Here is a 24,465-nt window from a genome sequence, read left to right as displayed (position 1 = left end):
TCAGGCTCCTAAGTCGTTCGTGCCGTCGCCGTAGCCCTCCATCAGGGTGTCCATCACCCGTCCCAGGTCCGCGGTGAACGTCTCGGGGTCGGGAAGGGCGGCGTGGGTCGGCCGGGGCGACGGCGCGGCATGGCGGCGGGGCGCCCGCGGCTGTCGTTTGGGGAGGACGGGGAGCTCCGGTGCGGCGTCGGCGGGCGCGCCGAACCCGTGGGCGGGGTCGGGCAGCCGCGGGGTCTGTGCCTGGTACGCCCCGTTGTGCTGGGCGGGCGTCAGGCGGGCCGGGGCGGGTGCCGGGGCGGCGGGCGGTGGCGCCACGGCCCAGGCGTCGGCGGGCGGTGCGAGGCCGGGCGGTGCGAGGGCGGCCATCGGCGCGCGGGGACCGGGGACGGCGGAGGGACGTGCGCCGCCGGGGAATTCCGGCCGGACCGCGTGCCGCAGGTCGCCCGCCGCGGCCGGCTCCCGCGGAGCCTCCTCCTGCAGGTGGGCGTCCGGGACGAGGAGGTCGGCGCGCATCCCGCCGGCCGCGGACGGCGCGAGGCCCGCCCGCAGTCCGTACTCGGCCGTCAGCCGTCCCACCACCAGGAATCCCAGCCGCCCGGGCTCCGCCAGGTCGGTCACCCCGGTGCCGCCGGCGGAGAGGGAACGTTCCGCCTCCTCGAGCTGCAGCGGGGCCATGCCGAGTCCCTGGTCCTCCACCGAGAACCGGATCCCGTTGGGCACCCGCTGCACGTGGACCGAGACCGTGCCTCCGGAGTAGGCCGTCGCGTTGGCCAGCAGCTCGGTCAGGGCGACGATGGCCGGCTCCACGATCAGGCCGTCGACGACGATCTCGCCGGTTTCGACGTGGTAGGCGTAGTCGACGGCGCTGCTGTGCCGGATGCGGCCGCGGGCGCTCTCCACGATCTCCGCCACCGTGCAGCTCGCCCGCTGCACGCCGGGCCAGGAGTCGGTGAGGATCCGCAGCCGCTGCACGCTGTGGACGCCCATGGTGACGCTGTGGTCGACCTTGGTGAGGATGGAGCGCACGTCCTTCGCCCCGGCGTACGCGCCGCCGCCGGTCAGCTCCAGGTCGTCGAGACCGTCGTCGATGTCGGCCTGAGCGTGCGTCAGGGCCGCCTGGACCTCCTCCGCGATGCCGCGCAGCGCCCCCCGCGCGGACTCCTCCATGCCGCGCCGGACGACGCCGCCCGCGCCGCGGACCAGCTCCTCGGCGGCTGTGAGGTAGCCGGCCACCTCGGTGCCCTCGAACACGGCAGGGTGTGCGAGTCCGGCCGTGGCCGGCACCCGCACACCCTCCAGTTCCTGCACCACCTGGGGAAGCCGCCGCTCCACCAGGCACTCCAGCTCGCTGATCACCTGCTGGGCGTACTGCCAGTGCCGGCCCTGCTCCTGCCGGGCGAGCTCGGCGGCCTCGGCCTTCTCGCGGGCGGCCGCCAAGGCCTCGTCCAGTTCCCGTGCGACGCGGCGCCTGCCCGGCAGACAGGCCGACCACACCACGATCGCCGAGCCGAGCGCGGACGACGCTCCGATGACCAAGTCCGTGTAATCGAGCACGCGTTATCGCCAATCGACCAGAGTTTTTGTCGTCGCCCGCGGGGACGCGATGCCGGCCTCGCCGGTGATCGCTTATCTCGGGCATGTTCGGCGGTCCCGGGCCGTTGTCGATCTTTCGCCCGGGAGGGGCCGATCGGACCGCCGCCCGCTTTCACGGCCGGCCGGACCGGGGATCAGCCCTGAGGATGGAAGGCGAGCACCCGGCAGCCCGACGAGGACGCCGGGAAATGCACCGAACCAGGATGCCCGATAATCACGGTGCCGGGGCCGTGAACGGCGTCGCCGTCACTGAACTCGCCCTCCAGGACGTGCAGGATCTCCAACTCGGCGTGCTCGTCCCTGCCGAACGCCGCACCCGGGGCGAAGGTCAGTTCCATGAAGACCGACGGGTCCTCCGCCGTGCCTTCCTTGAGGATCTTCGCGGTGATGCCCTCCTTCACTTCCTTCGGTGGGACATCGGTGATCGAGAGAAATCGGAACCCTTCGAGCATCTGTCGTTTCCTTCGGATCCACGGCCGCAGGGGAGCACTGCGCGCAAGCAGCCCGGGCCTCAAGTGGCGGGATCAGGAGACTATGCCAGCAGCATGAGTCGAAGGCAGGGGCCTGGTGCACAATTTTCGGCCGAATCAGGGATCCCGTGCACCACGTGGAAGGGCTTCCGGAAAAGCGTTGGGTAATGCTTTGACGCTGAGTTGCGAATCTTGAAAAGAAAAACAACGAACGGGACGGCGAGGGCTTTTCGGGGTTCACGGGCCCGTGGCCGGTGCTCGTGAGCACCCCACGGACGCCGCCTTGACCCGTCGTCGGGCGGCGACCTACAGTTCAGGCGACGGTTCGCACATGGAGATGACGTCCACATATGTAGACATCAGGAGCCCCGAGGTGCCGATGTTCGACGGCGTACTGTTCTTCCCGGTGACCCCCTTCGCGCGGGCCGGGCACATCGACAAGGCGGCGCTCGCCGAACACGTTGGACGAGGACTCGACGCCGGGCCCGGAGGCGTCTTCGCCGCCTGCGGCACGGGGGAGTTCCACGCACTGGACCCGGAGGAGTACGGCGAGGTCGTCCGCACCGCGGTGGAGACCACGGCCGGCCGTGTGCCCGTCTTCGCCGGCACCGGCGGCCCGCTGCCCCTGGCCTGGCGCCTGTCCCGCATCGCCCAGGACGCGGGGGCCGACGGTCTGCTGCTGCTCCCGCCCTACCTGGTCGAGTCCCCGCCCGCTGGCCTGGTCGCCTACACCCGGCAGGTGGCCGCCGCGAGCGAGCTGCCGCTGATCGTCTACAACCGGTCCAACGCGCGCTACACCCCCGAGGCGGCGGCCGAGGTGGCGCGGCTGGAGAAGGTCGTCGGCTTCAAGGACGGCGTCGGCGACCTCGACCGGCTCTCCCGCACCGTGCTGGCGGTCCGCTCCGCCCTGGCCGGGCGCGACAAGCCGTTCCAGTTCTTCAACGGGATGCCCACGGCCGAGGTGACCGTCCCGGCCTACCGCGGCATCGGCGTCGAGCTCTACTCCTCGGCCGTGTTCTGCTTCGCGCCGGAGATCTCCCACGCGTTCCACCGCGCCGTCACCACGGGCGACGACGCCACCCGTGACCTCCTGCTGCGCGACTTCTTCCACCCGCTGGTGGCGCTGCGCGACCGGGTGCCCGGCTACGCCGTCTCCCTGGTCAAGGCCGCCGTGACCCTGCGCGGCCACGACGTCGGCGGTGTCCGCCCGCCGCTGACCGATCCGGCGCCCCAGCACCTCGAGCGCCTGCGCCGTATCGTCGGCACCGGGCTGGAGATCGCCGCGCGCTCCGGGAAGGAGGCCGTCCGGTGAGCGACGCGATACGGATCACCTCCGTCACCGTCACCCCCGTCGCCTTCCGTGACCCGCCGCTGCTCAACGCCGTCGGCGTCCACGAGCCGTACGCCCTGCGGGCCGTCCTGGAGGTGCACACCGACCAAGGGCTCACCGGTCTCGGCGAGACCTACGCCGACACCGGGCACCTGCGCCGCCTGCGCACCGCGGCGGATGCCCTCACCGGCCTGGACGTCCACCACCTCGGCGCCGTCAGGGCCGCCGTCGCGCGGGCGCTGGACGGCGACACCGGCAGCGACGGGCACGGCCTCACCGGGATGATCACCACCAGCAGCACCGTCGACCGGGTCTTCTCGCCCTTCGAGGTGGCCTGCCTCGACGTCCAGGGCCGGGCCGTCGGCCGCCCGGTCAGCGACCTGCTCGGCGGGGCGGTACGCGAGCGGGTCCCCTTCAGCGCCTACCTCTTCCACAAGTGGGCCGCGCACCCGGGCGCCGCACCCGACGAGTGGGGCGAGGCGCTGGACGCGGACGGCATCGTCGCCCAGGCCCGCCGCATGGTCGACACCTACGGCTTCACGGCGCTCAAGCTCAAAGGGGGAGTGTTCCCGCCGGAGAGGGAGATCGACACCGTCCACGCCCTGCGCGATGCCTTCCCCTCGCTCCCGCTGCGGATCGACCCCAACGCCGCCTGGACCGTCGAAACCTCCCTGCGGGTGGCCCGGGAGCTCGACGGCGTCCTCGAGTACCTGGAGGACCCCACCCCCGGCCAGGAGGGCATGGCGGCGGTGGCCCGTCAGGCGTCGATGCCGCTGGCCACCAACATGTGCGTGGTCTCCTTCGAGGAGGTGGCTCCCGCCGTCGCGCGCGACGCCGTGCAGGTCGTGCTCTCCGACCACCACTACTGGGGCGGCCTGCGGCGCTCGGGCGTGCTCGCCGGGATCTGCGACACCTTCGGTCTGGGCCTGTCCATGCACTCCAACTCACACCTCGGCATCAGCCTCGCCGCCATGACCCATCTGGCCGCCGCCACGCCCAACCTCACCTACGCCTGCGACACCCACTGGCCGTGGAAGGACGAGGACGTGATCGCCCCCGGGGTGCTGGCGTTCGAGGACGGGGCGGTGGCGGTGCCCCCCGGTCCCGGGCTCGGCGTCGAGCTCGACCGGGACGAACTGGCCCGGCTGCACGAGCAGTACCTCGCCTGCGGCCTCCGCGACCGTGACGACACCGGGTACATGCGGAGCGTCGACCCCGCCTACGAGAAGAAGGTGCCGCGCTGGTGAACCCGGCGGCCGGCGCCTCGCCCGGCTGCCGCCGGCCGGCGCCTCGCTCCCGCCGGCCGGCGCCTCGCTCCCGCCGGCCGGCGCCTCGCTCTCCGCGGCCGGTGTCCGTCCGTGGGGAGCCGGCGCCCACGGACGCCGCAGGGGCACGGCCCACCGCGCGCCGTGCCCCTGCGGCGTCGTGCGCGGGCTCAGCGGATCCCCTCCCGCCGCAGGGTGCCCGCCAGCTCGGACCGGTGGTGCAGCACCGCCTCCGAGACCCGCGCGATCTCCTGGTCCGAGGCGTGGTCCAGCGGGATCGAGCAGCTGATCGCGTCCGTCGCGGGGATGCGGTAAGGCACCGCGGCGGCCACGCAGCACAGCCCCGGCGTGTTCTGCTCGTTCTCCAGCGACCAGCCGCGCGCCCGGACCCCGTCCAGCTCCTCGGCCAGCTCCCGGCGCCCGGTCACGGTGTGCGCCGTCAGCCCCTCCAGCGGCTCCGGCAGCAGCGCGTCCACTTCCCGCGCCGTCAGCTCCGCCATCAACGCCTTGCCCAACGCGGTCGCGTGCGCCGGGAGTTGACGTCCCACGCGGGAGGTCAGGCGCCGTGAATCGGTGGCCTCACGGGTTGCCAGGTAGATCACGCGGGCCTCGTCGAGGCGCGCGTAGTGCGTGGTGTACCCCACGTCCGCCCGCAGCCGCTCGATCTGGCGCACCGCGTGCGGCAGCGCCGGATCCCGGTCCAGGTAGGCCGTCCCGCACAGCAGGGCCCGGGGGCCGATCCCGTAGGCCGCGGACTCCCCGCCGTCCTGCGCCTCGATCCACTTCATCCCGGCCAGGGTGCGCAACAGCGCGTACAGGCTGGACCGCGGATACCCCGTCAGCTCCTGCAGCGCGCCCAGCGTGAGCCGCTCGGGCGACGAGGCCAGCGCCTCCATGATCCGCACGGTCCGCTCCGCCGACTTCACCGGTCCGCGCGCGACCGCTTCCTCCCGTGCCAACGAAACCCTCCGAAACATCGACGCATCGATTGACCGCCCCTGGGTGCGGCAATAACCTGCACGCGCGTTCAAGGCAAGAATGCAGACGCAGTCTACATACGTGGACGTCCGCGCTCGTTCGTTCCTCCCGCTCGTCGCCGCATCCCCCACCGCCCGCTCGCGATCGCGCGGACCGTCGCGCTCGCGCCGACATCGAGGAGTTCGTATGGCTTGGCCGGACTGGGTGGCCCTGGCGGGCTACTTCCTGGTGATGCTGCTCATCGGGTTCTGGTCACACCGGCGGATCACCACCGTCAGCGACTTCTTCACCGGCGGCGGGCGCATGCCGTGGTGGCTGTCCGGCATCTCGCACCACATGTCGGGCTACAGCGCGGCGGTGTTCGTCGCCTACGCCGCCGTCGCCTACAGCTACGGCATCACCATCTACATCTGGGCGTTCGTGCCGCTGGCGCTCTCCACCGCCGTGGGCGCCTTCGTGTTCGCGCCCCGCTGGAACCGGCTGCGCATCAGGTACGACGTGGCGTCGCCGCTGGAGTACCTCGCCCGGCGGTACAACGTGCCCACCCAGCAGGCGCTGGCCTGGAGCGGCACCCTGCTGAAGGTGTTCGACGTGGCCGCCAAGTGGGCGTCCGCGGCGATCCTGCTGAACGTCTTCACCGGCCTGAGCCTCCCCGTCGGCATCCTGCTCACCGGCCTGGTCACGCTCGTCTACTGCACCGCGGGCGGCCTCTGGGCGGACGCCCTCACCGACTTCGGCCAGTTCGTCGTCCAGGGCATCGCCGCCCTCACCATGCTCTGGGTCGTCGTCGACCAGGTCGGCGGCCTCGGCGGGCTCGGCGCCGCCCTCGGCGAGCTGCCCGACGGGCACACCGAGCCGCTGGTCGGCCCGTACACGGCTGGCTTCCTCACCGCCTACGTCGTCATCAAGCTCTTCGAGTACAACGGCGGCATGTGGAACCTGGCCCAGCGCTACATGGCCACCGACTCCCCGCCCGCCGCCAGGCGTTCGGCGCTGCTGTCCGCGTCGCTCTACCTGATATGGCCGGCCATCATCCTCTTCCCGTCCGTGCTCGGCCCCGTGCTCATGCCGAACCTGGAGAGGCCCGAGCAGGTCTACGCGCTGATGGCGCAGGACCTGCTGCCCGCCGGTCTCGTCGGCCTGACCGTCGCCGGCATGTTCTCCCACACCATGGCCATGGCGTCCTCCGACGCCAACGCCATCTCCTCCGTCGTGGTCCGCGACATCCTGCCCGCCGTCAGCAGGCGCGCCCGCGCCTTCGACCCACGGTCGGGCCTGCTCGCCGGCCGGGTCTGCACGGTCCTCTTCATCGGCGCGAGCATGGTCGTCGCCCTGCAGGCCGAGGCGCTGGGCGGCCCGCTCGGCATCATCGTCGCCCTGGTTGCCGCGGTGATGGGGCCCATCTCCATCCCCATGCTCCTCGGACTCCTGCCGGCCTTCCGCCGCTGCGGGCCCAGGGCCGCCCTCATCTCCTGGGGCTGCGGCCTCCTCGGATACGTCCTGGTGAAGTACGTCATCGGCAGCCAGGACCAGACCGCCACGGTCGCCACCCCGCTGCTGACCTCCCTGGTCCTCTTCGTCGGCATCGGCCTGCTGTTCCCCGAACCCAGCGCCGCCGCCGACGAGATCACCCGGGCACTCGGCCCCGACGGCGACGACCGTCCCGGCACCGGCACCACCCCCGAACCCCTTGTCGGCACCACCGGCTGACGGACCGGTCCGCACACCACGCCGTCGGCCCCCGCCCGCTCCCCCGGGCGGGGGCCGATGAGGCGCCCCGCCCCCCGGCAGGCCCTGCTCCACCAGGGCAGCCAATTGTCTAGACGGCCTGGTTCCGGGCAGGGCACCCGCCCCCGTATTGGTTCGCGTAGATCGCGTTACCCTGCCTGTCGCTGAGGTGGAAGCAGTGGCCGTTCGCCCACACCGTGACCGAGTCCGGTCGATGCTCGACCTCGAACGGCTCGTCGCCCCATGACGTCCCACCCCAGGCGTCATCTCCTGCGGGCGAGTGGGTGACAACGACGCAGGCCTCCTTCGGCGGGATCCGGTGGATGTCCGCCCAGGGTTCGACCGTCAGCTCCAGTAGTACCTCGCCCTCGTTACGGACCACCAGCCGCGCTGTTCTCCCCGCGAACAATCCAGCACCCCCGCTCGACCTTGCGTACGCCCGCGCCACTGCACTGCCCCTCACCGACCCACCCGTGCGATGCCCCGGCATGATGCCGCGTCCATCGTAGGAGCGGGTGACCAGCGCTCCCGGCACCGTTCGGGACAGCACGAGCTCTGGGCCCACGACTGCCCCCACTCAGTCTCCAGGCACGGTCACGCCCACACGTCCGAGAAGTCGATCTCCCGGGCCCACTCGGGGTGGTCCGTCAGCGGGTTGCGGTTGCCCTGTATCTCCGCGACGGCCGCGTTGCGGTGGCGTTCGTACTCGTCCACCGGCTCACGCTCGTGCCAGGCCAGCAGGACGGGCAGCCGGCTCCGGGGGAACTCGCCGCTCTCGCCGACCAGGCCCGGATAGCGCAGCAGGAAGTACAGCGTCGCCCGGGCGACGGCCCCCTTCCCGTGCGACGGCTCGAAGCCGCCCGCCTCGCGCAGGCCGCAGTCCTCCCGCACGACCTCCTCGAAGTCGGGGAAGTCCTGGTACGGGATGTTGCCCCGGAAGCTGTTGCACCCGGCCTCGCACGCGAACAGGTGGTGCAGGTCGCCCCGCATCGGCTCGCGCTTGGCGAACCAGGACTGGGGCACGACGTGCTCGCAGTTGAACGGCGACGCCGCCTCCAGCGCGTCCAGCTCCGAGGCGAGCTCTCCCGGCCCCGCCGTGCTCTCGCGGAGCAGGAAGTCCTGCAGACCGGTGAGCCGGACCGCCTCGGCGGCGACGTCGGCGCGGATGAACTCCTCGGCGTCGAAGGACTTGCCCGAGTAGACGCTCCGCAGCCTGCGGTCGGGACGCAGGTCGACCCACGGATAGACCATCCGCGCCGGCTGGTAGGCCGGACGCCGGTCGTGCGTGTCCTCCAGCAAGGAGCTCAGGGCCCGGCGCAGCGCGCCGCCGTCGGCCACCGCCCCCAGCGGGGCGTAGTAGGCGTCCCGGGCCCGGCGGTCACCGTCCGCGTCGTAGTAGTCCCGCTCGTCCCCCAGCCGGAGATTGACCAGGGCGGCGGCCAGATCCCGCTCCGCCGACTCCCGGACGGCCGTCGCCGCCCGGGCCGCCCCGGACGCGGCCCCCGCCGACCGGGCGGCGCCGGCCGCCGCGTCGCCCGCGGGGAGCCGGAACAGTTCGTCCCGCAGCCGTGCGGCCGTACCGGTCAGGGACAGCGCGCCCAGCGCCCGCAGGATGCTGCTGACGCGCACCCCCTCGTTGGCCTTCCAGGCCACCCGGTGCTCTCCCGCCTCGGGACTCCAGACGCCGCCGTCGACGTCGAGCGGTCGGCCCTCCTCGTCGGTCACCGGCACGGCGCTGTGGTGCAGCGCGACGACCTCCCACTGGTCGTTGAACACCGGGGAACCCGAGGAACCGGGTGCGCTGTCGGTGGTGTACTGGACGAACCCGTCCAGCAGGTCGACCACCGTGTTCTCCCGCAGCGCGACCTGCTTGGGCTCGCCGTTGGGGTGCTGCACGATGTTGACGGTCTCGCCGACGAGCACCTTGCCCCGCGCGCCGTCCAGGGGCAGCCAGCGGTAGTCCGCCAGCCGCCCGTCCCGCCCGTCCTGCGCGTCCCGGGTCTCCCGCCGGTCCCGCTCCGCGACCGCGACGACGGTGAAGTCCAGGGCCCGGTCGGTGGCGAAGAACCGGCGCGGCTCGAGCGCGAAGACCACCGACGCGAGCGGGTGGCCGTCCGGACCGTCCTGGTAGTCGAACTCGACCACGCCGCGCTCCGCCTCCGCCTCGTCGCGCAGCACGTGGTTGTTGGTCATCAGCAGCGACGGCGACACCATGAACCCGGTGCCGTGACGACCGCCGCCGGGCCCCCGCACCGTCACCCTGCCGACCGGCCGGGCGGCGCTCCGGCCGGCTTCCAGGAAGGCGACGCCGATCAGGTCGTTGCGCCCCATGACCCGCTCCAGGCCCAGCAGATCAGGCCCGAACGGCACCGCCGCCACCGACGGCGCGCCGTCCGCCGTCGCCCCGGGCCCGGTCTCCGCCCGCTCGACCGACCGGGCGAGGGACCAGTCGGCGTTCAGGCGGGCCAGCCGCTCGGTGACCCTGTCGGGATCGTTGGCCTGGAGCACTCCGCGGCGTTCGACCGCCCGCAGGCGCTCCTCGCGCCGCGCGCTGCGGGCGTCGTACCGCCGGGCGGCCTGCCTCAGCTGTTCCGGATAGTCCGTATCGGCCCGGGACACGTGCTCTGCGATGGTCATGACCATTACCTCGCCTCGTGGGGCCCCCTTTCATTGTGCGCGCCATGGACCGGGTACTTCCTGCCGGGAGGGCGTGGTGCTCCGTTCAACTGTCGCCCGTTCAAGCAGGCCCCGGCGGCCTTCGGGTGGGGCTCGTGGCGTGGGGGAGGGGCGCGGCCTCAGCGGAAGGCGGCCTCGCCGGTGAGGGCCTTGCCGATGACCAGGCTGTGGACCTCGCTGGTGCCCTCGTAGGTCAGCACCGACTCCAGGTTGTTGGCGTGCCGGAGCACCGGGTACTCCAGGGTGACGCCGTTGGCCCCGAGGATCGTGCGGCACTCCCGCGCGATGGCGATGGCCTCACGGACGTTGTTCAGCTTGCCGACGCTGACCTGCTCGGGGGTGAGACGGCCCTCCTCCTTGAGGCGGCCGAGGCGCAGCGCGAGCAGCATGCCCTTGTCGAGCTCCACCGCCATGTCGGCGAGCTTCTGCTGGGTGAGCTGGTAGGAGGCGAGTGACCGGCCGAAGACGGTGCGGTCGGCGGCGTAGGAGAGAGCGGTCTCCAGGCAGTCGCGGGCCGCGCCGATCGCGCCGAAGACGATGCCGAAGCGGGCCTCGTTGAGGCAGCCGAGCGGGCCGGACAGGCCGCGGGCGCCGGGCAGCATCGCATCCGCGGGCAACCGGACGCCGTCGAGGACGAGTTCGCCGGTGACACTGGCGCGCAGCGAGAGCTTGCGCCGGATCTCGGGCGCGGAGAAACCGGGAGTGCCGGCCGGGACGACGAAACCGCGCACGCCCTCGTCGGTGCGGGCCCACACCACGGCGACGTCGGCCACCGAGGCGTTGGTGATCCACATCTTGGCGCCGTCGAGGATCCAGTCGGAGCCGTCGCGCCGCGCCCGGGTGCGCATGGAGCCGGGGTCGGAGCCCGCGTCGGGCTCGGTGAGGCCGAAGCAGCCGATCTTCTCGCCGGCCGCCATCCCGGGCAGCCACTGCCGCCGCTGTTCCTCGGAGCCGTACGCGTGGATCGCGTACATCGCCAGCGAACCCTGCACCGACACCAGACTGCGCAGTCCCGAGTCGACGGCCTCCAGCTCCAGGCAGGCCAGGCCGTAGGAGACCGCGCCGGCCCCGGCGCAGCCGTAGCCCTCCAGATGCATGCCGAGCACGCCGAGCTTGCCGAGGAGCCGGGCCAGCTCGCGGGCGGGGATCGCACCGTCCTCGAACCAGTCGGCGACGTGCGGACGCAACTCCCGCTCTCCCAGGGCCCGTACGGTCCGCTGGATCTCGCGCTCCTCCTCGGTCAGCAGGCCGTCGACGGCGACGAGATCGAAGGGGTGGACGGCTGAGCTGGTCATGGCTGGCCTCCGTGGTACACGCGGCGGGCGGGGTGCGGCCCTCAGTTAACCTTGGATCGGATTTTGGATCCAGTGTGGGTCCGGCCACGAGGAAGAGGTGCCCGTGACGAACGGCGCTGTGCAGCGCAGGAGGCCCCCGACCGCCCAGCAGTACGTGCTGGCGGAGCTGCGGAGCGCCATCACCGGCGGTCGGTTGCGGCCCGGCGAGCCGATCCGGCAGGACGCCCTGGCCGCGCGGCTGGAGGTCAGCCGGGTCCCGCTGAGGGAGGCCCTGAAGATCCTGGAGGGCGAAGGGCTCGTCGAACACAAGGTGCACCGGGGCTACTTCGTGACCGAGCTGTCCCTCGACGACCTGCGGGAGGTGTACCGGATCCGCGAACTGCTGGAGGCGGAGGCCGTGCGCAGGGCGGCGGCCAGGACCGACGCCGACCTGCTCACGGTGCTGGAGCGGGCCCAGAGCGAGGTGGAACGGGCCGGCGGGAGCGGGGACGTCACGGCGATGGCGGACGCCAACCGCCGCTTCCACTTCGCCCTCTTCGATGCGTCCGGCATGCCCCGCCTCGTCCGGCTGATCGGGACGCTGTGGGACTCCACCGACGCCTACCGCTCCCTGTACTACGCGGAACCCCCCAACCGGGAACGCGTCGTCGACGAACACCACGCCGTCCTCGACGCCCTGCGCGCGGGCGACACCGACGAGGCCCTCCGCCTGCTCGACCGGCACCGCGCCCACGCCGTCACCAGGCTGGAGCGCGTCCTGGGAAAATCCCGGTGACCGGACAGCCGCCGGTTGCGTAGGGTTCGCCGCCATGGATCCCGCCGACTTCTACACGGGCATCGTCGCCGACCTCTACGGTCCGCTGAAATCCGCCTCGCACGACCCGCTGACCTACGCCGCCTTCATCGAGGAAGCCGGCCAGCCGGCGCTGGAGCTGGGGTGCGGCGACGGCGACCCGCTGCTCGAACTGCGCCGCCGCGGCCTGGACGTCGAGGGAGTCGACTCCTCCGAGGACATGCTGCGACGGCTCCGGCGCAGGGCCGGACAACAGGGGCTCGCCGTGACCGTCCACCATCAGCGGATGGAGCGGCTGGACCTGCCCCGCAGCTACCGGTCGGTCTTCCTCGTCGGGCCCACCTTCACCTTGCTCCCGGACGACGCCACGGCGCTCGCCGCGCTGCGCGGCATCCGCGCGCACCTGGCGGACGACGGCACCGCCCTGGTGCCCCTCTTCGTCCCCGCTCCCACCCCGGCCGGACAGATCGGCCTGGTGCGGACGGCCACCGCGCCCGATGGCGCCGAACTGAGCGTGTCGGTCGTCTCCGAGTACCGCGACGGCACGGCACGCACGCAGACGGCGCTGCTGCGCTACGAGCGCCGGCTCGGCTCCGACCTCACCGTGAGCGAGCGACCGTGGGTTCTCCACTGGTACCCCCGCGACGTGTTCGCGGAGCTGGTCACGGCGGCCGGGCTGACCGTGGCGGGCGTCACCGATCCGCAGGGCCGCCCCGCCCCCGCCGACGCCACCGACGTGACCTACCGACTGCGGCGCGCCGCCTGACACCCCTACAGGTCGGCTGCGGCCGGCGGCAGCGGCCAGCCGGTGTAGGCCTCGGAGAAGTAGGCGCGGCCCGCCTCCGACCCGACGACCGAACGCAGCTCCCCGAGCTGACGCAGACGGTCGAACTCGTCGGCGTCCGGCTGCAGATGGAGCATGCTCGTCATCCACCAGGAGAAGTGCTGCGCCTTCCAGATGCGGTCGAGGGCAGTTCGCGGGAAGGCGTCCAGCAGACCCGTGTCCCGCTCCAGCAGCAGTGCCCGGAGGGCGTCGGTGAGCAGGACGACGTCGGCGACGGCCAGGTTCATGCCCTTGGCGCCGGTGGGCGGCACGGTGTGGGCGGCGTCACCGACCAGCACGACCCGGCCACGGCGCATCTCGTGCGCGACGAAGCTGCGGAAACGCAGCACGTCACGCTGGAAGACGCGTCCCTCCCTCAGCGTGGTGCCGGGGACGCGCGAGCGCAGGATCCGCCACAGCTGCTCCTCGGTGTACGCCTCGGGGTCGTCCTGCGGGTCGCACTGGAAGTACATCCGCTGCACCTCGGCGCTGCGCCTGCTGATCAGCGCGAAGCCGTCCGGCGAGTTGCTGTAGATCAGCTCCTCGGAACTGGGCGGTGCCTCGCACAGGATGCCGAACCAGGCGAAGGGGTACTCCCGGAAGTGCCCGCCGTACGCGCCGCTGACGGCCTCGCGCGCGACCCCGCGGGAGCCGTCCGCGCCGACCACCACGTCGGCCTCGATCTCCACCCGTCCGCCCCGGGCGTCCCGGGCGACCACTCGCGGCCGGTCGGTCTCCGCGTCCTCGACGCGCTCGGCGGTCACCTCGAACCGCAGGTCCTGGCCGGCGGCGAGGCGCGCGGCGATCAGGTCCTTGAGCACCTCGTGCTGCGGGTAGAGCCACACCGCGCGGCCGACGCTGTCCGCGAAGTCGATCCGGTGGCCCTCCCCGCCGAAACGCAGCTCGACGCCCTCGTGCCTCTGCCCGACCCGCAGCACCCGGTCCGAGGCCCCGGTACGGTCGAGGACCTCCACCGTCCCCTGCTCGAGGATGCCGGCCCGGATCGTGCTCTCGATCTCCGCGCGGCTGCGGGAGTCGATCACGACCGATTCGATGCCCTGACGGTCGAGCAGGTGGGCCAGCAGCAGACCGGCGGGGCCTGCGCCGATGATCGCGACACGGGTGCGTACGTGCATGGCGTCTCCTAGAGGGCGGACGGATGGCAGGAGTCTCGCCCGCACCGGCGCGGCTGACGACGGGGTTTCCCGTTCAACGGGAATCGGAGCGGGGCGCCTGCGGACCCACGCCCCTGCCAGGTGTCCGACGCGCCTGAGCCACCATGCTCAGCCTCAGTAGGCCTGAAAGTCGCTGTACGGGTGCATTCGGGCACCAGTAGTAATGATGGCCGGCCCCAACAAGCCGTCCGCGACCAGGGAGACTTCACGATGACTCGCTTCCGCACCGTTTGTCTGGCACTGTCCGGTACCGCGGCGATGTTCGCCCTGACCGCCGCACCCGCCCATGCCGCACCCGGCGATGTCAGCGTCACGTGCTCGAGCGTTCTCACCCCGACGGGCTTCGTGGACGTCAGCTGGGGCTACAGCAGCAGCTGCGGCACGAGCAGTTTCGCCCCGAACCAGAAGTCGATCAAGCAGCTCACCGGGCTGCCCGTCGGCACCGTGGTCTCGGCCTGCTCCTCCACGTACCAGCCGGCCGGGTGGATACAGACCAGCTTCTACTACAGCAGCAGCTGCAACTACTCGTCGGTCCCCAGCCTCAACAACAACGCCTGGCAGTTGAAGCGCGTCTCCTGACCCCGATCACCCCGGACAGGCCCTAGGGGCGTTGGGCCTCGAGGGCGGCGGAGATGCCGGTGGCCGCGGCCCGGAGCTCGTCCACGGCCGGGCGGGTGGGCGCGTCGCGGGGGAGGACCACCGACAGCGCGGCGACCACCGGCCCGCGCCCCTCCCGGACCGGCACGGCGACACCGGTCGAGACGCTCTCCACCGTTCCCGGAGCGACGACGACGCCGTCGCGGCGGACGGAGGCCAGCACCCGGCGCAGCCGCGCCGGATCCGTCTCGGTCTCCGGCGACACCGCGTCGAGGGGCCCGGTGAGGACCTGTTCCTGCAGTTCCCGGGGGCCGTGAGCCAGCAGGACCAGACCCGCGGACGAGGCGTGCAGGGGCAGCCGGCCCGCGATCCGGGTGATGTTCGCCCCCGCCTGCGGATGCGACAGCCGCTCGACGAAGAGGGTCTCACCGTTCTCCAGGACGGCGAGCTGCGTGTGCTCCCGGATCCGCGCCTGCACCCGCTCCATGAAGGGCAGCGCCGCCTGCCGCAGCCGCAGCGCGCGCGAGCCGCGCAGGGCCAGCTCCCACAGCCGCATGCCCAGGCGCACCCGGTGCTCCTCGTCGCGCTCCAGCAGACCGCACGACACCAGTTCGGCCACCACCCGGTGCGCGGTGGACGACGGGAGATGCGCGCGCCGCCCGATCTCCGACGCGGTCTGCACGGTGCGGTCGGTGTCGAAGGTCTCCAGGACGCGGACGATCCGCTCGGTGACCGTCTCGCCGGACGGTGAGTTCGCCATCCGCCCACGGTGCCACAGACACGGCGGCGTCCTCCGGCACGGGGGCCGGAGGACGCCGCGGTGGGGCGGGGCGGAGGGTCAACGCCGAGGGTCGGCGTTGAACTTGGCGGTGGCCCAGAAGTAGCCCAGGATCGCGAGGCCGAGGCACCAGCCGGCCGCCAGCCAGCCGTTGTGGCCGATCCCGGTGCCGAGGAGCAGGCCGCGCAGGGTCTCGATGGCCGGGGTGAAGGGCTGGTACTCGGCGATCGGCTGGAACCAGCCCGGCATCGAGTCGATGGGCACGAAGGTGCTCGAGATCAGCGGCAGGAAGACCAGCGGCAGGGCGTTGTTGCTGGCAGCCTCCGCGTTCGGGCTGATCAGGCCCATGCCGATCGCGATCCAGGTGAGGGCGAGCGAGAAGAACGCCAGCAGCACCGCGGCCAGGACCCACTCGACGACCGTGGCGCCGCTGGACCGGAACCCGATGGCGACGCCGACGGCCGTCACGAGCAGCACGCTCGCCAGGCACTGGACGACGCTCCCCAGCAGGTGCCCGACCAGCACCGAGCCGCGGTGGATGGCCATCGTGCGGAAGCGGGCGATGATGCCCTCGCTCATGTCCATCGAGACGGAGACCGCGGTGCCGACGGCGGTGGAACCGATGGTCATCATCAGGATGCCCGGGACCAGGAACGCGACGTACTCCGAGCGGTCGGCCGCACCGCCACCCATCCCGGCGCTCATCACGTCGCCGAAGATGTAGACGAAGAGCAGGAGCAGCATGATCGGGGTGAGCAGGAGGTTGAGGGTGAGGGAGGGGTAGCGGCGGGCGTGGAGGAGGTTGCGGCGGAGCATGGTTCGGCTGTCGCGGAGGGCGAGGGGGAGGGTGCTGCTCATCGCGCGGTCTCCTTGTCGGTGGTGGTGCCGGTGGTGGGGGTGGTGTCGTCGGTGAGGGCGAAGAAGACGTCGTCGAGGTCGGGGGTGTGGACGGTGAGTTCGGTGGCTTCGATGCCGGCGGTGTCGAGGCGGTCGAGGAGGGTGCGCAGGGAGCGCTGGCTGCCGTCGCCGGGGACGCGCAGGGTGAGGGAGTCCTCGTCGTGCGTGGCGTCGGTGAGCAGGGCGGTGGCGTGGCGGTAGGCGGTGGGGTCGGTGAAGCGGAGCTGGACGTGGCCGCCGGGGATGATGCGCTTGAGTTCGTCGGGGGTGCCTTCGGCGGCGATGCGGCCGTTGTGGAGGACGGCGATGCGGTCGGCGAGCTGGTCGGCCTCCTCGAGGTACTGGGTGGTGAGGAGGACGGTGACGCCGCCGGTGACCAGTTCCCTGATGATCTGCCACATGGTGTGGCGTGAGCGGGGGTCGAGGCCGGTGGTGGGTTCGTCGAGGAAGATGACGCGGGGGCTGCCGACCAGGGTCATCGCGATGTCCAGCCGTCGTTTCATGCCGCCCGAGTAGGTGGAGGCGGGCTTGGCGGCCGCCTCCGCCAGGTCGAAGCGCTCCAGCAGGTCCGCGGTGACGCGTCGGCCCTCGGCCTTGGACAGGTGGTGCAGGTCGGCCATCAGGAGCATGTTCTCCTCACCGGTGATCAGGCCGTCCACCGCCGAGAACTGCCCCGTCACCCCGATCGCCGACCTCACACCCTGCGGTGACGTGGCGAGGTCGTGGCCCGCGACCTGGGCCTGACCGCCGTCGGCGGAGATGAGCGTCGAGAGGATCTTGACGACCGTGGTCTTGCCCGCACCGTTCGGGCCGAGCAGCGCGAACACGGAACCCGCGGGGATGCGCAGGTCGATGCCGTCGAGGACGTGCTTGTCGCCGAAGGACTTGCGCAGGCCGGCGGCGGACACCGCGGCGGGGGACGCGGCGCCGGTCCCGTGATTTGGTGTGGGCATGACAGAAACAGGCATGGGACCCTCCGGTCCGAAGGTGAAGTGACGAGGATGTGGGCGAGCGGGAACGCGGTGGCCGGCGCCGGGCCCCTGGATGCCGAGGGGCCGGCGCGCTCACCTGCGGGTGGTGCGAAGGGGTTCGGCCCGCAGGGGCCGGTGGTGCTCAGCCGCGGGCGCGGCGGACGTCGATGTTCCCGTAACGGGTCCGTGCGCGGATCTTGACGGTCTCCTCGGCGTCCTCGGGGGAATCCGAGGCGGTCAGCGAGTTCCGGACCTGACCGGAGGTGGAGCTGACGTCCAGCCAGGCGGCGGTGCCCTCGCGGACGCCGACCTCGATCGCGCCGTAGGAGGTCTCGAGCTGCACCGAACCTCGGACGGCCTCGCCGATGCGCAGGGTGCCGTGCGCGGTGGTCGCGGTGACCGAGTCCTCGGCGCGGCGGACGTCGATGTCGCCGTTGGCACCGCTCACCCGCAGCTCGCCGGTGGCCGCCTCCACGGTGGTGCTGCCGTGCGAGTTCTTCAGGACGGCGGCGCCGTCGAGGACACCGGCGCGGAGGCTGCCGGAGCTGGTGGTGATCTCGGCCGTGCCCTCGACCCGGTCCACGGTGATGGACCCGTGCGAGGCGGTCAGCTTCAGCGGACCGGTGGCGTCCATGCGGACGTCGCCGGCCGAGGTCTTGACGCGCACCTCGCCGAGCCGTCCCTCGCCGAGCACCTGGGTCCACGAGCCCGTCATGTCGACGTGCGACCCGGTGGGCAGTTCGACCGTCACGTCCACCACGCCGGTGCGGCCGAACAGGCCGGACTTGGGCGTCCGCACCGTCAGTGCGCCGCCGGCGAAGCGGACATCGGTCTGGTCGGCGGCCCGCACGTCCAGGTCCCGCTTCGGGTCCCGGGGCCGCACCTCGACGACCGTGTCGGAGCGGTCGGTCGCCGTGAGCTGGAGTGAACCGGCCTCCACGGTCGCCGTGACCGAGATGGGCGCGGGGGTGTCGAAAGAAGGCATGGCTGTCCCGTCCTCTTGGCTCTGCGGGCGTCCCCGTCGCGGGGACGTGATGGATGGGGTCGGATGTGATGTGCCGTGCGGGACGACGTGGGCGGTCAGCGCACCCAGCCGGTGAAGCTCTGGCCGACGGTCCGTGCCCGTTCCGGTGTGCGCGGCCGGGCGCCGCCGTCGACCGCGGCCGACACGGCGCGCACCAGCCAGGCGTTGACCGACAGACCCTCCAGGTTCGCGGCCTCCTCGGCACGCACCTTCAGATGGGCCGGCAGCCGCAGGTTGACGCGGGCGGTGCCCCCTTCGTCGCCCTCGGCGGACGTCGGCGCCCTGAGGGGTTCGAGGGCCGGGGCCGGCTCGGAAAGGGCGGCTCCGTCCGAGGGCGGCGGGGTCACCACGAAGTCGGGGTCCAGTCCCCGCAGCCGTACGTCGACCGAACCCGGGGCGAGGTCACGGGTGACCTCACTCATCGCCGCGGAGAGAACGTTGAGCATGACCAGGCGGGTCGCCGACTCCAGCGGAGCGGTGAGCCGGTCGGCCAGTTCCCGGGCTTCCTCGCCGCCGGCCTCGGCGGCCACCGCGAGTTCGCGGCGGAGGGTTTCGACATACGGGGTGAGGTCCATGACGCCATACTGGCACCACATTGGCGTCATGCGCAAGCGCCTTGTTGACGCCGCAGGCCACGGCTCGCTTCGTACTGCTCTGACCTGCATGTTCGCCGGTGGCTGCATCGCTTGGCGTGTGGCGTCACGTGGTGCGGGGTGGCGTCATGTGACGCCACGTGGTGCCATGCGGTGCCAAGTGGCGTCATGTGGTCACTGGCGGCGCGCCACGCGGCGTCGGTGTGGCCCCATCGCCGTGCCGGCGGGTGAGGGCGGGCGTCCGGGAGTCGCGGATCAGGACTTCTCGGGAGGCTGGAGCGACCTGGTCAGCACGTCCAGTTCGTCGAGCCGCTGGGACGCCTGGAGCCGGGACGCGGCCGCGACGAGCAGGAGCTCGGTCACCGCGATCTCGTGCGTGAGCGGGGCGATGGGGCCGGCCGCCTCGCGGGGGAGGGGGACCAGGATCTGGGCCTGACCGGCCAGCGGTGACCCCCAGGCGTCGGTGACCAGCAGGAGCCGGGCCCCACGGGCGAGGGCGGCCCGCACGAAGGCCGCCGTCTCCGCCGAGTAGCGCCGGAAGTCGTAGGCCACCACGAGGTCGGCCGAGGTCACCTCCAGCAGCGACCGGGCCCGCTCCGCCGCCGGACCCGTGACGAAGCGCACCGCGGGCCGCAGTGCGCCCAACTGCCGGCCCAGGTAGTCCGCGGCGAGCTCGCTCAACGGGCCGCCCAGCGTCCACACCGTCCCCGCCGACACGAGCGCGTCGGCCGCCGCGTCCAGCAGCGGCGCGTTCACGGCGGTGATCGTCTCCACCAGGCCGCTGTGGAGGTCGGCCGCCGCACTCCGGGGGTCGGCGCCCTCGGCGGTGAAGGCGCGCAGCCGCGACCTGTCCTCCTGCGCCGCCGTGCGCACCGCGGCCTGGAACTGGGCGAAACCCTGGTAGCCGAGGCGGTCGACCAGGCGCGACGCGGTGGGTGCGCTCACCCCGGCCCGCTCGGCCAGGGACCGGAGCGAGCCGAGCGCGGCGAACGGATAGTCGTCCAGCAGCAGGCGGGCGACGGCACGCTCCCCCGGGGAGAGCCGTGGATAGATCTCTTCGAGCCGGGACACCACAGGTTCCATACTGCCGAATGTTACATACACAGGATCTAGAAGGGGTTGGTGAAACATGTGTTACGTTCGCTTCATGACCCCTTGGCAAGGATTGATCAACAGCCGGTACCGGCGCCTGCTCCCGGTCACCGACCGCACCCCGGCCGTCTCCCTCCACGAGGGCAACACGCCGTTGCTGCGTTCCCGGCACCTGTCGGAGCTGACGGGATGCGACGTCCACCTCAAGAACGAGGGCGCGAACCCCACCGGCTCGTTCAAGGACCGGGGGATGACGATGGCCATCAGCAAGGCCGCCGAGGGCGGCGCCCAGGCGGTCATCTGCGCCTCCACGGGCAACACCAGCGCCTCGGCGGCCGCCTACGCGGCCCGGGCCGGCATCACCTCGGTGGTCCTGGTGCCCCGGGGCAGGGTGGCGCTCGGCAAGCTCGGCCAGGCCGTGCGCCACGGGGCCCGCATCGTGGAGGTGGACGGCGGCTTCGACGACTGCCTGCGGATCGCGCGGGAACTCGCCGACCGGCACCCGGTCGCCCTCGTCAACAGCGTCGGCAACGAACTGCGCCTGTCCGGCCAGCGCACCGTCGCCTACGAGATCGTCGACGCGTTGGGCGAGGCCCCCGACATCCACTGCCTGCCGGTGGGCAACGGCGGGAACATCACCGCCACCTGGCAGGGCTACCGGACCTACCGGGCGGAAGGCGCCGCCACCCGCCTGCCGCGGATGTGGGGTTTCCAGGCGGCCGGCGCGGCGCCCCTCGTGCACGGCGAACCCGTCGCCCGGCCGGAGACGTCGGCGAGCGCCATCCGCGTGGGACACCCGGCGACCTGGCGGGGCGCCGTCGCCGCCCGTGACGAATCCGGCGGGCTCTTCGCGGCCGTCACCGACGAGCAGATTTTCGAGGCCTACCGGATGCTGGCCCGCCACGACGGCGTCTTCGTGGAGCCCGCCTCGGCCGCGGGCGTCGCCGGCCTCCTCGACCGGCACCGCCGCGGGCTGATCGACCCCGGGCGGACGGTCGTCGTCACCCTCACCGGCAACGGCCTCAAGGACCAGGACGCGTCCCTCCAGGACGGCTACGACGTGATACCGGCCGGCTCCTCCACCGCCGAGGTCGTCGAGGCGCTGCGGCTCACCGCCTGAACAAGGCCGCGCCGCCTTGCCCGAGTTGCGGCGGGCGGCCGATACGAGATGGTGAGAGGGGACAGCCGCACGAAGGGAGCGTGCTGTGACAGACGGTTCCGTCGACGACGCCGCCGTGCTGAACGCCCTGTTCGCCAACTCTCCCCAGGGCCTGTTCATCCTCGACGCCGAGCGCCGGGTGAGCCGCTACAACACCTCCGGACGTGGGGTGAGGGGACTGGACCCCGAGGACATCATCGGGCACAGCGTCGACGACTTCGCCCCCGGTTTCGACCCGGCAGTCCTCGACGCCCTGATCGACGAGGCGTGGTCGAGCGGACAGCCCCTGCGCGGCAGGCTGGTGCGGGGTGAGGCCCCGTCGGAGCCGGGGCGGACGGTCACGGCCCAGCTGTCCCTGTTCCCCCTGGAGAGCGCGGGCGAGGGGCCTCCGCCGCTGCTGTGCGTGGTGGAGGACGTGACCGAGTCACAGGCCGCCGCCGACCGGCTGGCCGTGCTCGCCTCGGTGCACGCGAACGTCGGCACCACCCTGGACACACGCTCCACCGCCGAGGAGCTCGTGAGGGCCCTGGCGCCCGCCTTCGCCGACGCGGCCGCCGTCGACCTGCTGGAGAACGCGGACGTGGCCGCCCAGCGGGCGGGCACCTCCGCGACGGGCGCCCCGCTGCGCCGGACGGCCTTCGCCCCGTCGTCCGCCCGGCGGATCTGGCGGGACAAGGAGAGCCGGGTGTTCCCCTTCGCCACCCCCTACGCCCAGGCGCTCAACGACCGCCGGGCCCGGCTGCTGACGGTCACGCCGGACACGCCGTGGCTGTCCGTCGCCCCCGACGACTTCGCCCTGCTGGTCCGGGTGGGCGTGCACTCGATGATCGTGGCGCCGCTCACCGTCCGCGACACCCTCCTCGGACTGCTGACGCTCTACCGCCACCGGTCCGACCCGTTCTCGGAGGCGGACCTGGGCATCGCCGTGCAGGCGGCCTCCGCCGCGTCGGCACACCTGGACAACGCGCGCAGCTACCACCGTGAGCACACGGTGGCCACGACGCTGCACCGATGGCTGCAGCCGACCGCGACCCCCGACCTCTCGGCGGTGGAGACCGCCAACGTGTACCTGCCGGAGACGGCCGGCGGCGACTGGTTCGACGTCATCCCCCTCTCCGGCACACGGGTCGGTCTCGTCGTCGGCGACGTCGTCGGGCAGGGCATCGAGGCGGCCGCGACCATGGGACAGCTGCGGACGGCCCTGCGCTCGCTCGCCCTGCAGGACCTGGAGACGGACGAGATGCTGAGCCACCTGTACGAGGTGGCCGCCCAGATGGCGGGCGAGGGGGCGCCGGTCGCCAACAGCCACCTCGCCACGTGTGCCCTCACCGTCTACGACCCGCTCTCCCGGCAGTGCTCCATGGTCCGCGCGGGCCACCCCGCGCCCCTCCTCGTCGACCCGCACGGATTCAAGCTCGAGGTGGACGTTCCCGAGGGTCCCTCGCTGGGACCGGGCGGCGGACACGCCTTCGCCCCCGTCGAGATCGAGGTGGAACCGGGCACGGTGCTGGCCCATTACACCAACGGCCTGCTCGACGCCGGCGGCCCCGACCGCGAGACCGCCGCCCGCCGCCTCACCGACGTCCTCGCGTCCTCCAACGGGCCGCTGCGGGAACTGTGCGACACCGCCGTGTACCGCATGGCTCCGTCCCACGACGACGACGCCGTGCTGCTGCTCGCGCGCACCCGCGCCATGCCCCGCGACCGGATCGCGGACTGGACACTGCCCGCCGACGCCTCCGTGGTCGGCACGGCACGCCGGCTGGTGGACCGCCAGCTCGCCGCCTGGCACCTGGAGGAGTTCGCCTTCACCACCGGGCTGGTGGTCAGCGAGCTGTTCACCAACGCCATCCGCTACGGCAGCGAACCGCTGCGTCTGCGGCTCATCCGCGACCAGAACCGGCTGCTCAGCGAGGTCACCGACGCCAACAGCGCCAGCCCTCACATGCGCCGCGCGCGGGAGAGCGACGAGGGCGGCCGGGGCCTGTTCGTCGTCATGCGGCTCAGCACCCGCTGGGGCGTCCGGCACAACCGCCAGGACAAGACCATCTGGTCCGAACAGCGCCTCGACGGCCCGCCCCCGGACCTGACGGCCACCGACACGGTGTTCGACCTGGACGACGTGCCGGAGCTGTGACGACCCCTCGGTCGTGCGCGGCGGCTCTCCCCGGGTTCGTCACACCGTGAGCCGGTCAGGGGCGTGGATGGGTCGTCCTTCGTCGGAGGTGGACGGGCGGTCTCAGTCGGGTCGACGGGCGCACAGGAGGGTGCAGGAGGTGGGATCGCCCGTGCCGGGTGCGGTGAGGACCTCGACCTGACCGACGGTCAGACCGTGCTCGACGAGCAACTGTCGCCAGCGGGAGGGTGTGAGCACCCACATCTCGACGGGACGAGGGCCGACATCCACCAGGCGCAGGGTCTCGCGGCGGGCCGTGACGGTGTCCCGGGGACCGTCGCCCTCGGAGTTGGTGTGGAGAACGGAGAAGACCAGTCGCCCGCCGGGAGTGAGCGCCGAGGCGAGCGCCGGGAGCACCCGGTAGGGGTCCAGGAAGGCGAGGCCGTGGGCGCAGAGGACGACGTCGTACGGCTCGGCCTCACCGAGATGGGTCACGGCGTCCGCGTGGACGAACCGCAGCCCGGGCGGACCTCCGAAGCGGGCGACGGCGCGCTCGTGCTGGGAGCGGGCGCCCTCGACCGCGTCCACGCGGACGCCCCCACGCGCCAGGTACGCCGCGAACCTTCCCATGCCGGAACACAGGTCGAGCACCCGACAGCCCGTCAGGTCACCAAGGATCTCCTCACCGGGACCCACGCCCTCCCAGTAACCCCAGTACAGGCTGCCGGGCTCGGGGATCTCCGTCCCGCGGGACAGATGGTTGTCGCCGTAGTCGCTCCACACAGCGAGGTTCCGCCGCTCCGGCTCCGACGGACGCGACGGGGCCGCACCGGACCGGTCGACGCGGATGGATTCCACAGATAGCTCCCTTCCAGGACGAACAGGCGTACACCGGGTACAACGACGAGGCCCCGTCCGTCGAACACATGTCTTTCGGACGGAGTGTGCGCCCCGGGCCTGAGCGGTGCGCCGAAGGTGTGGGGGGCACGGGCCCTTGCGGCACCAGGGGCGGCCGATGCGCGGCGGTGGCCGAAACGCCGACGGTGGGTCGGACGGGCCTCCGAAAACAGGTGGCGGCGTTCGCCCCGCGTCCTTACCGTCGTGTTCATGGG

Annotated in this window: 21 protein-coding genes; 8 read left to right on the top strand and 13 right to left on the bottom strand. The window is 72.5% G+C overall.

The genetic code is table 11. The features are described 5' to 3' along the window. Together Sfr03f_RS23110 and Sfr03f_RS23105 are read right to left on the bottom strand one after the other, a co-directional pair. A complete protein-coding gene (locus Sfr03f_RS23110) occupies positions 1-1,554 on the bottom strand; it encodes an ATP-binding protein (protein WP_108955896.1) in 1,554 nt (517 codons plus the stop codon). A gap of 173 nt (positions 1,555-1,727) precedes the next feature. Further along, entirely contained in the window at positions 1,728-2,045 is a 318-nt protein-coding gene (locus tag Sfr03f_RS23105) for a cupin domain-containing protein (protein ID WP_108955895.1), read from the bottom strand. Between the two features lie 349 nt (positions 2,046-2,394). On the opposite strand from Sfr03f_RS23105, the gene Sfr03f_RS23100 reads away from it, so the two are divergent. Continuing rightward, on the top strand, positions 2,395-3,375 hold the full coding sequence (locus Sfr03f_RS23100) for a 5-dehydro-4-deoxyglucarate dehydratase (protein ID WP_245967711.1): 981 nt from the start codon (positions 2,395-2,397) through the stop codon (positions 3,373-3,375). Next, complete coding sequence (locus tag Sfr03f_RS23095) at positions 3,372-4,640, top strand: glucarate dehydratase family protein (RefSeq protein WP_108955893.1); 1,269 nt, start codon at positions 3,372-3,374, stop codon at positions 4,638-4,640. The genes Sfr03f_RS23100 and Sfr03f_RS23095 overlap by 4 nt, the downstream gene beginning before the upstream one ends. A gap of 188 nt (positions 4,641-4,828) precedes the next feature. On the opposite strand, the gene Sfr03f_RS23090 is transcribed toward Sfr03f_RS23095, so the two are convergent. Further along, complete coding sequence (locus Sfr03f_RS23090; RefSeq protein WP_218028178.1) at positions 4,829-5,617, bottom strand: IclR family transcriptional regulator; 789 nt, start codon at positions 5,615-5,617, stop codon at positions 4,829-4,831. 205 nt (positions 5,618-5,822) lie between these two features. Between Sfr03f_RS23090 and Sfr03f_RS23085 the strand changes: the two genes are divergently transcribed. After that, positions 5,823-7,346, top strand: coding sequence for a sodium:solute symporter family protein (locus Sfr03f_RS23085; protein WP_108955891.1), 1,524 nt, complete (start codon positions 5,823-5,825; stop codon positions 7,344-7,346). Between the two features lie 612 nt (positions 7,347-7,958). On the opposite strand, the gene Sfr03f_RS23075 is transcribed toward Sfr03f_RS23085, so the two are convergent. Together Sfr03f_RS23075 and Sfr03f_RS23070 are read right to left on the bottom strand one after the other, a co-directional pair. Next, the gene (locus tag Sfr03f_RS23075) at positions 7,959-10,001 is read right to left on the bottom strand and encodes an endonuclease (protein ID WP_108956017.1); all 2,043 of its coding nucleotides are present in this window, start codon (positions 9,999-10,001) and stop codon (positions 7,959-7,961) included. A gap of 158 nt (positions 10,002-10,159) precedes the next feature. Next, positions 10,160-11,335: an acyl-CoA dehydrogenase family protein gene (locus Sfr03f_RS23070; protein ID WP_108955889.1), complete on the bottom strand. Its 1,176-nt coding sequence runs from the start codon at positions 11,333-11,335 to the stop codon at positions 10,160-10,162. 103 nt (positions 11,336-11,438) lie between these two features. On the opposite strand from Sfr03f_RS23070, the gene Sfr03f_RS23065 reads away from it, so the two are divergent. Then, positions 11,439-12,110, top strand: coding sequence for a GntR family transcriptional regulator (locus tag Sfr03f_RS23065; protein WP_174721636.1), 672 nt, complete (start codon positions 11,439-11,441; stop codon positions 12,108-12,110). Positions 12,111-12,144: 34 nt separating this feature from the next. Then, a complete protein-coding gene (locus Sfr03f_RS23060; RefSeq protein WP_108955888.1) occupies positions 12,145-12,894 on the top strand; it encodes a class I SAM-dependent methyltransferase in 750 nt (249 codons plus the stop codon). 5 nt (positions 12,895-12,899) lie between these two features. On the opposite strand, the gene Sfr03f_RS23055 is transcribed toward Sfr03f_RS23060, so the two are convergent. Continuing rightward, positions 12,900-14,087, bottom strand: coding sequence for a 4-hydroxybenzoate 3-monooxygenase (locus Sfr03f_RS23055; protein WP_108955887.1), 1,188 nt, complete (start codon positions 14,085-14,087; stop codon positions 12,900-12,902). Positions 14,088-14,336: 249 nt separating this feature from the next. Here Sfr03f_RS23055 and Sfr03f_RS23050 point away from each other — a divergent pair, with 249 nt between their 5' ends. Next, positions 14,337-14,705, top strand: coding sequence for a hypothetical protein (locus tag Sfr03f_RS23050; RefSeq protein ID WP_159105717.1), 369 nt, complete (start codon positions 14,337-14,339; stop codon positions 14,703-14,705). A gap of 22 nt (positions 14,706-14,727) precedes the next feature. On the opposite strand, the gene Sfr03f_RS23045 is transcribed toward Sfr03f_RS23050, so the two are convergent. The 6 genes from Sfr03f_RS23045 to Sfr03f_RS23020 all read right to left on the bottom strand — a co-directional run bounded on the left by Sfr03f_RS23045 (position 14,728) and on the right by Sfr03f_RS23020 (position 20,069). Next, positions 14,728-15,483 (bottom strand): IclR family transcriptional regulator, encoded by a 756-nt coding sequence (locus Sfr03f_RS23045; protein ID WP_108955885.1) that lies wholly within the window; start codon positions 15,481-15,483, stop codon positions 14,728-14,730. 78 nt (positions 15,484-15,561) lie between these two features. Beyond that, positions 15,562-16,359 (bottom strand): ABC transporter permease, encoded by a 798-nt coding sequence (locus Sfr03f_RS23040; RefSeq protein WP_108955884.1) that lies wholly within the window; start codon positions 16,357-16,359, stop codon positions 15,562-15,564. Continuing rightward, positions 16,356-17,366, bottom strand: coding sequence for an ATP-binding cassette domain-containing protein (locus Sfr03f_RS23035; protein WP_174721635.1), 1,011 nt, complete (start codon positions 17,364-17,366; stop codon positions 16,356-16,358). The genes Sfr03f_RS23040 and Sfr03f_RS23035 overlap by 4 nt, the downstream gene beginning before the upstream one ends. 145 nt (positions 17,367-17,511) lie before the next feature. Continuing rightward, positions 17,512-18,354 (bottom strand): DUF4097 family beta strand repeat-containing protein, encoded by an 843-nt coding sequence (locus Sfr03f_RS23030; protein ID WP_108955882.1) that lies wholly within the window; start codon positions 18,352-18,354, stop codon positions 17,512-17,514. A 95-nt stretch (positions 18,355-18,449) separates the two neighbouring features. Next, entirely contained in the window at positions 18,450-18,968 is a 519-nt protein-coding gene (locus tag Sfr03f_RS23025; RefSeq protein ID WP_108955881.1) for a hypothetical protein, read from the bottom strand. Between the two features lie 273 nt (positions 18,969-19,241). Then, positions 19,242-20,069: a MurR/RpiR family transcriptional regulator gene (locus Sfr03f_RS23020; protein ID WP_159105716.1), complete on the bottom strand. Its 828-nt coding sequence runs from the start codon at positions 20,067-20,069 to the stop codon at positions 19,242-19,244. Positions 20,070-20,133: 64 nt separating this feature from the next. Here Sfr03f_RS23020 and thrC point away from each other — a divergent pair, with 64 nt between their 5' ends. Further along, positions 20,134-21,198 carry a threonine synthase gene (gene thrC / locus Sfr03f_RS23015; RefSeq protein WP_108955879.1) on the top strand — a complete coding sequence of 355 codons (1,065 nt, stop codon included), beginning with the start codon at positions 20,134-20,136 and terminating at the stop codon, positions 21,196-21,198. An 85-nt stretch (positions 21,199-21,283) separates the two neighbouring features. Next, on the top strand, positions 21,284-23,374 hold the full coding sequence (locus tag Sfr03f_RS23010; protein WP_108955878.1) for a SpoIIE family protein phosphatase: 2,091 nt from the start codon (positions 21,284-21,286) through the stop codon (positions 23,372-23,374). A gap of 102 nt (positions 23,375-23,476) precedes the next feature. Here Sfr03f_RS23010 and Sfr03f_RS23005 read toward each other — a convergent pair whose 3' ends face one another. Beyond that, complete coding sequence (locus Sfr03f_RS23005) at positions 23,477-24,211, bottom strand: class I SAM-dependent methyltransferase (protein WP_245967710.1); 735 nt, start codon at positions 24,209-24,211, stop codon at positions 23,477-23,479. Positions 24,212-24,465 lie beyond the last annotated feature (254 nt).

This window comes from Streptomyces fragilis, from assembly GCF_003112515.1.
GTDB lineage: Bacteria > Actinomycetota > Actinomycetes > Streptomycetales > Streptomycetaceae > Streptomyces > Streptomyces fragilis.
The sequence above is the reverse complement of the archived record's forward strand: the minus strand, read 5'-3'. Positions and strand labels throughout refer to the sequence as shown.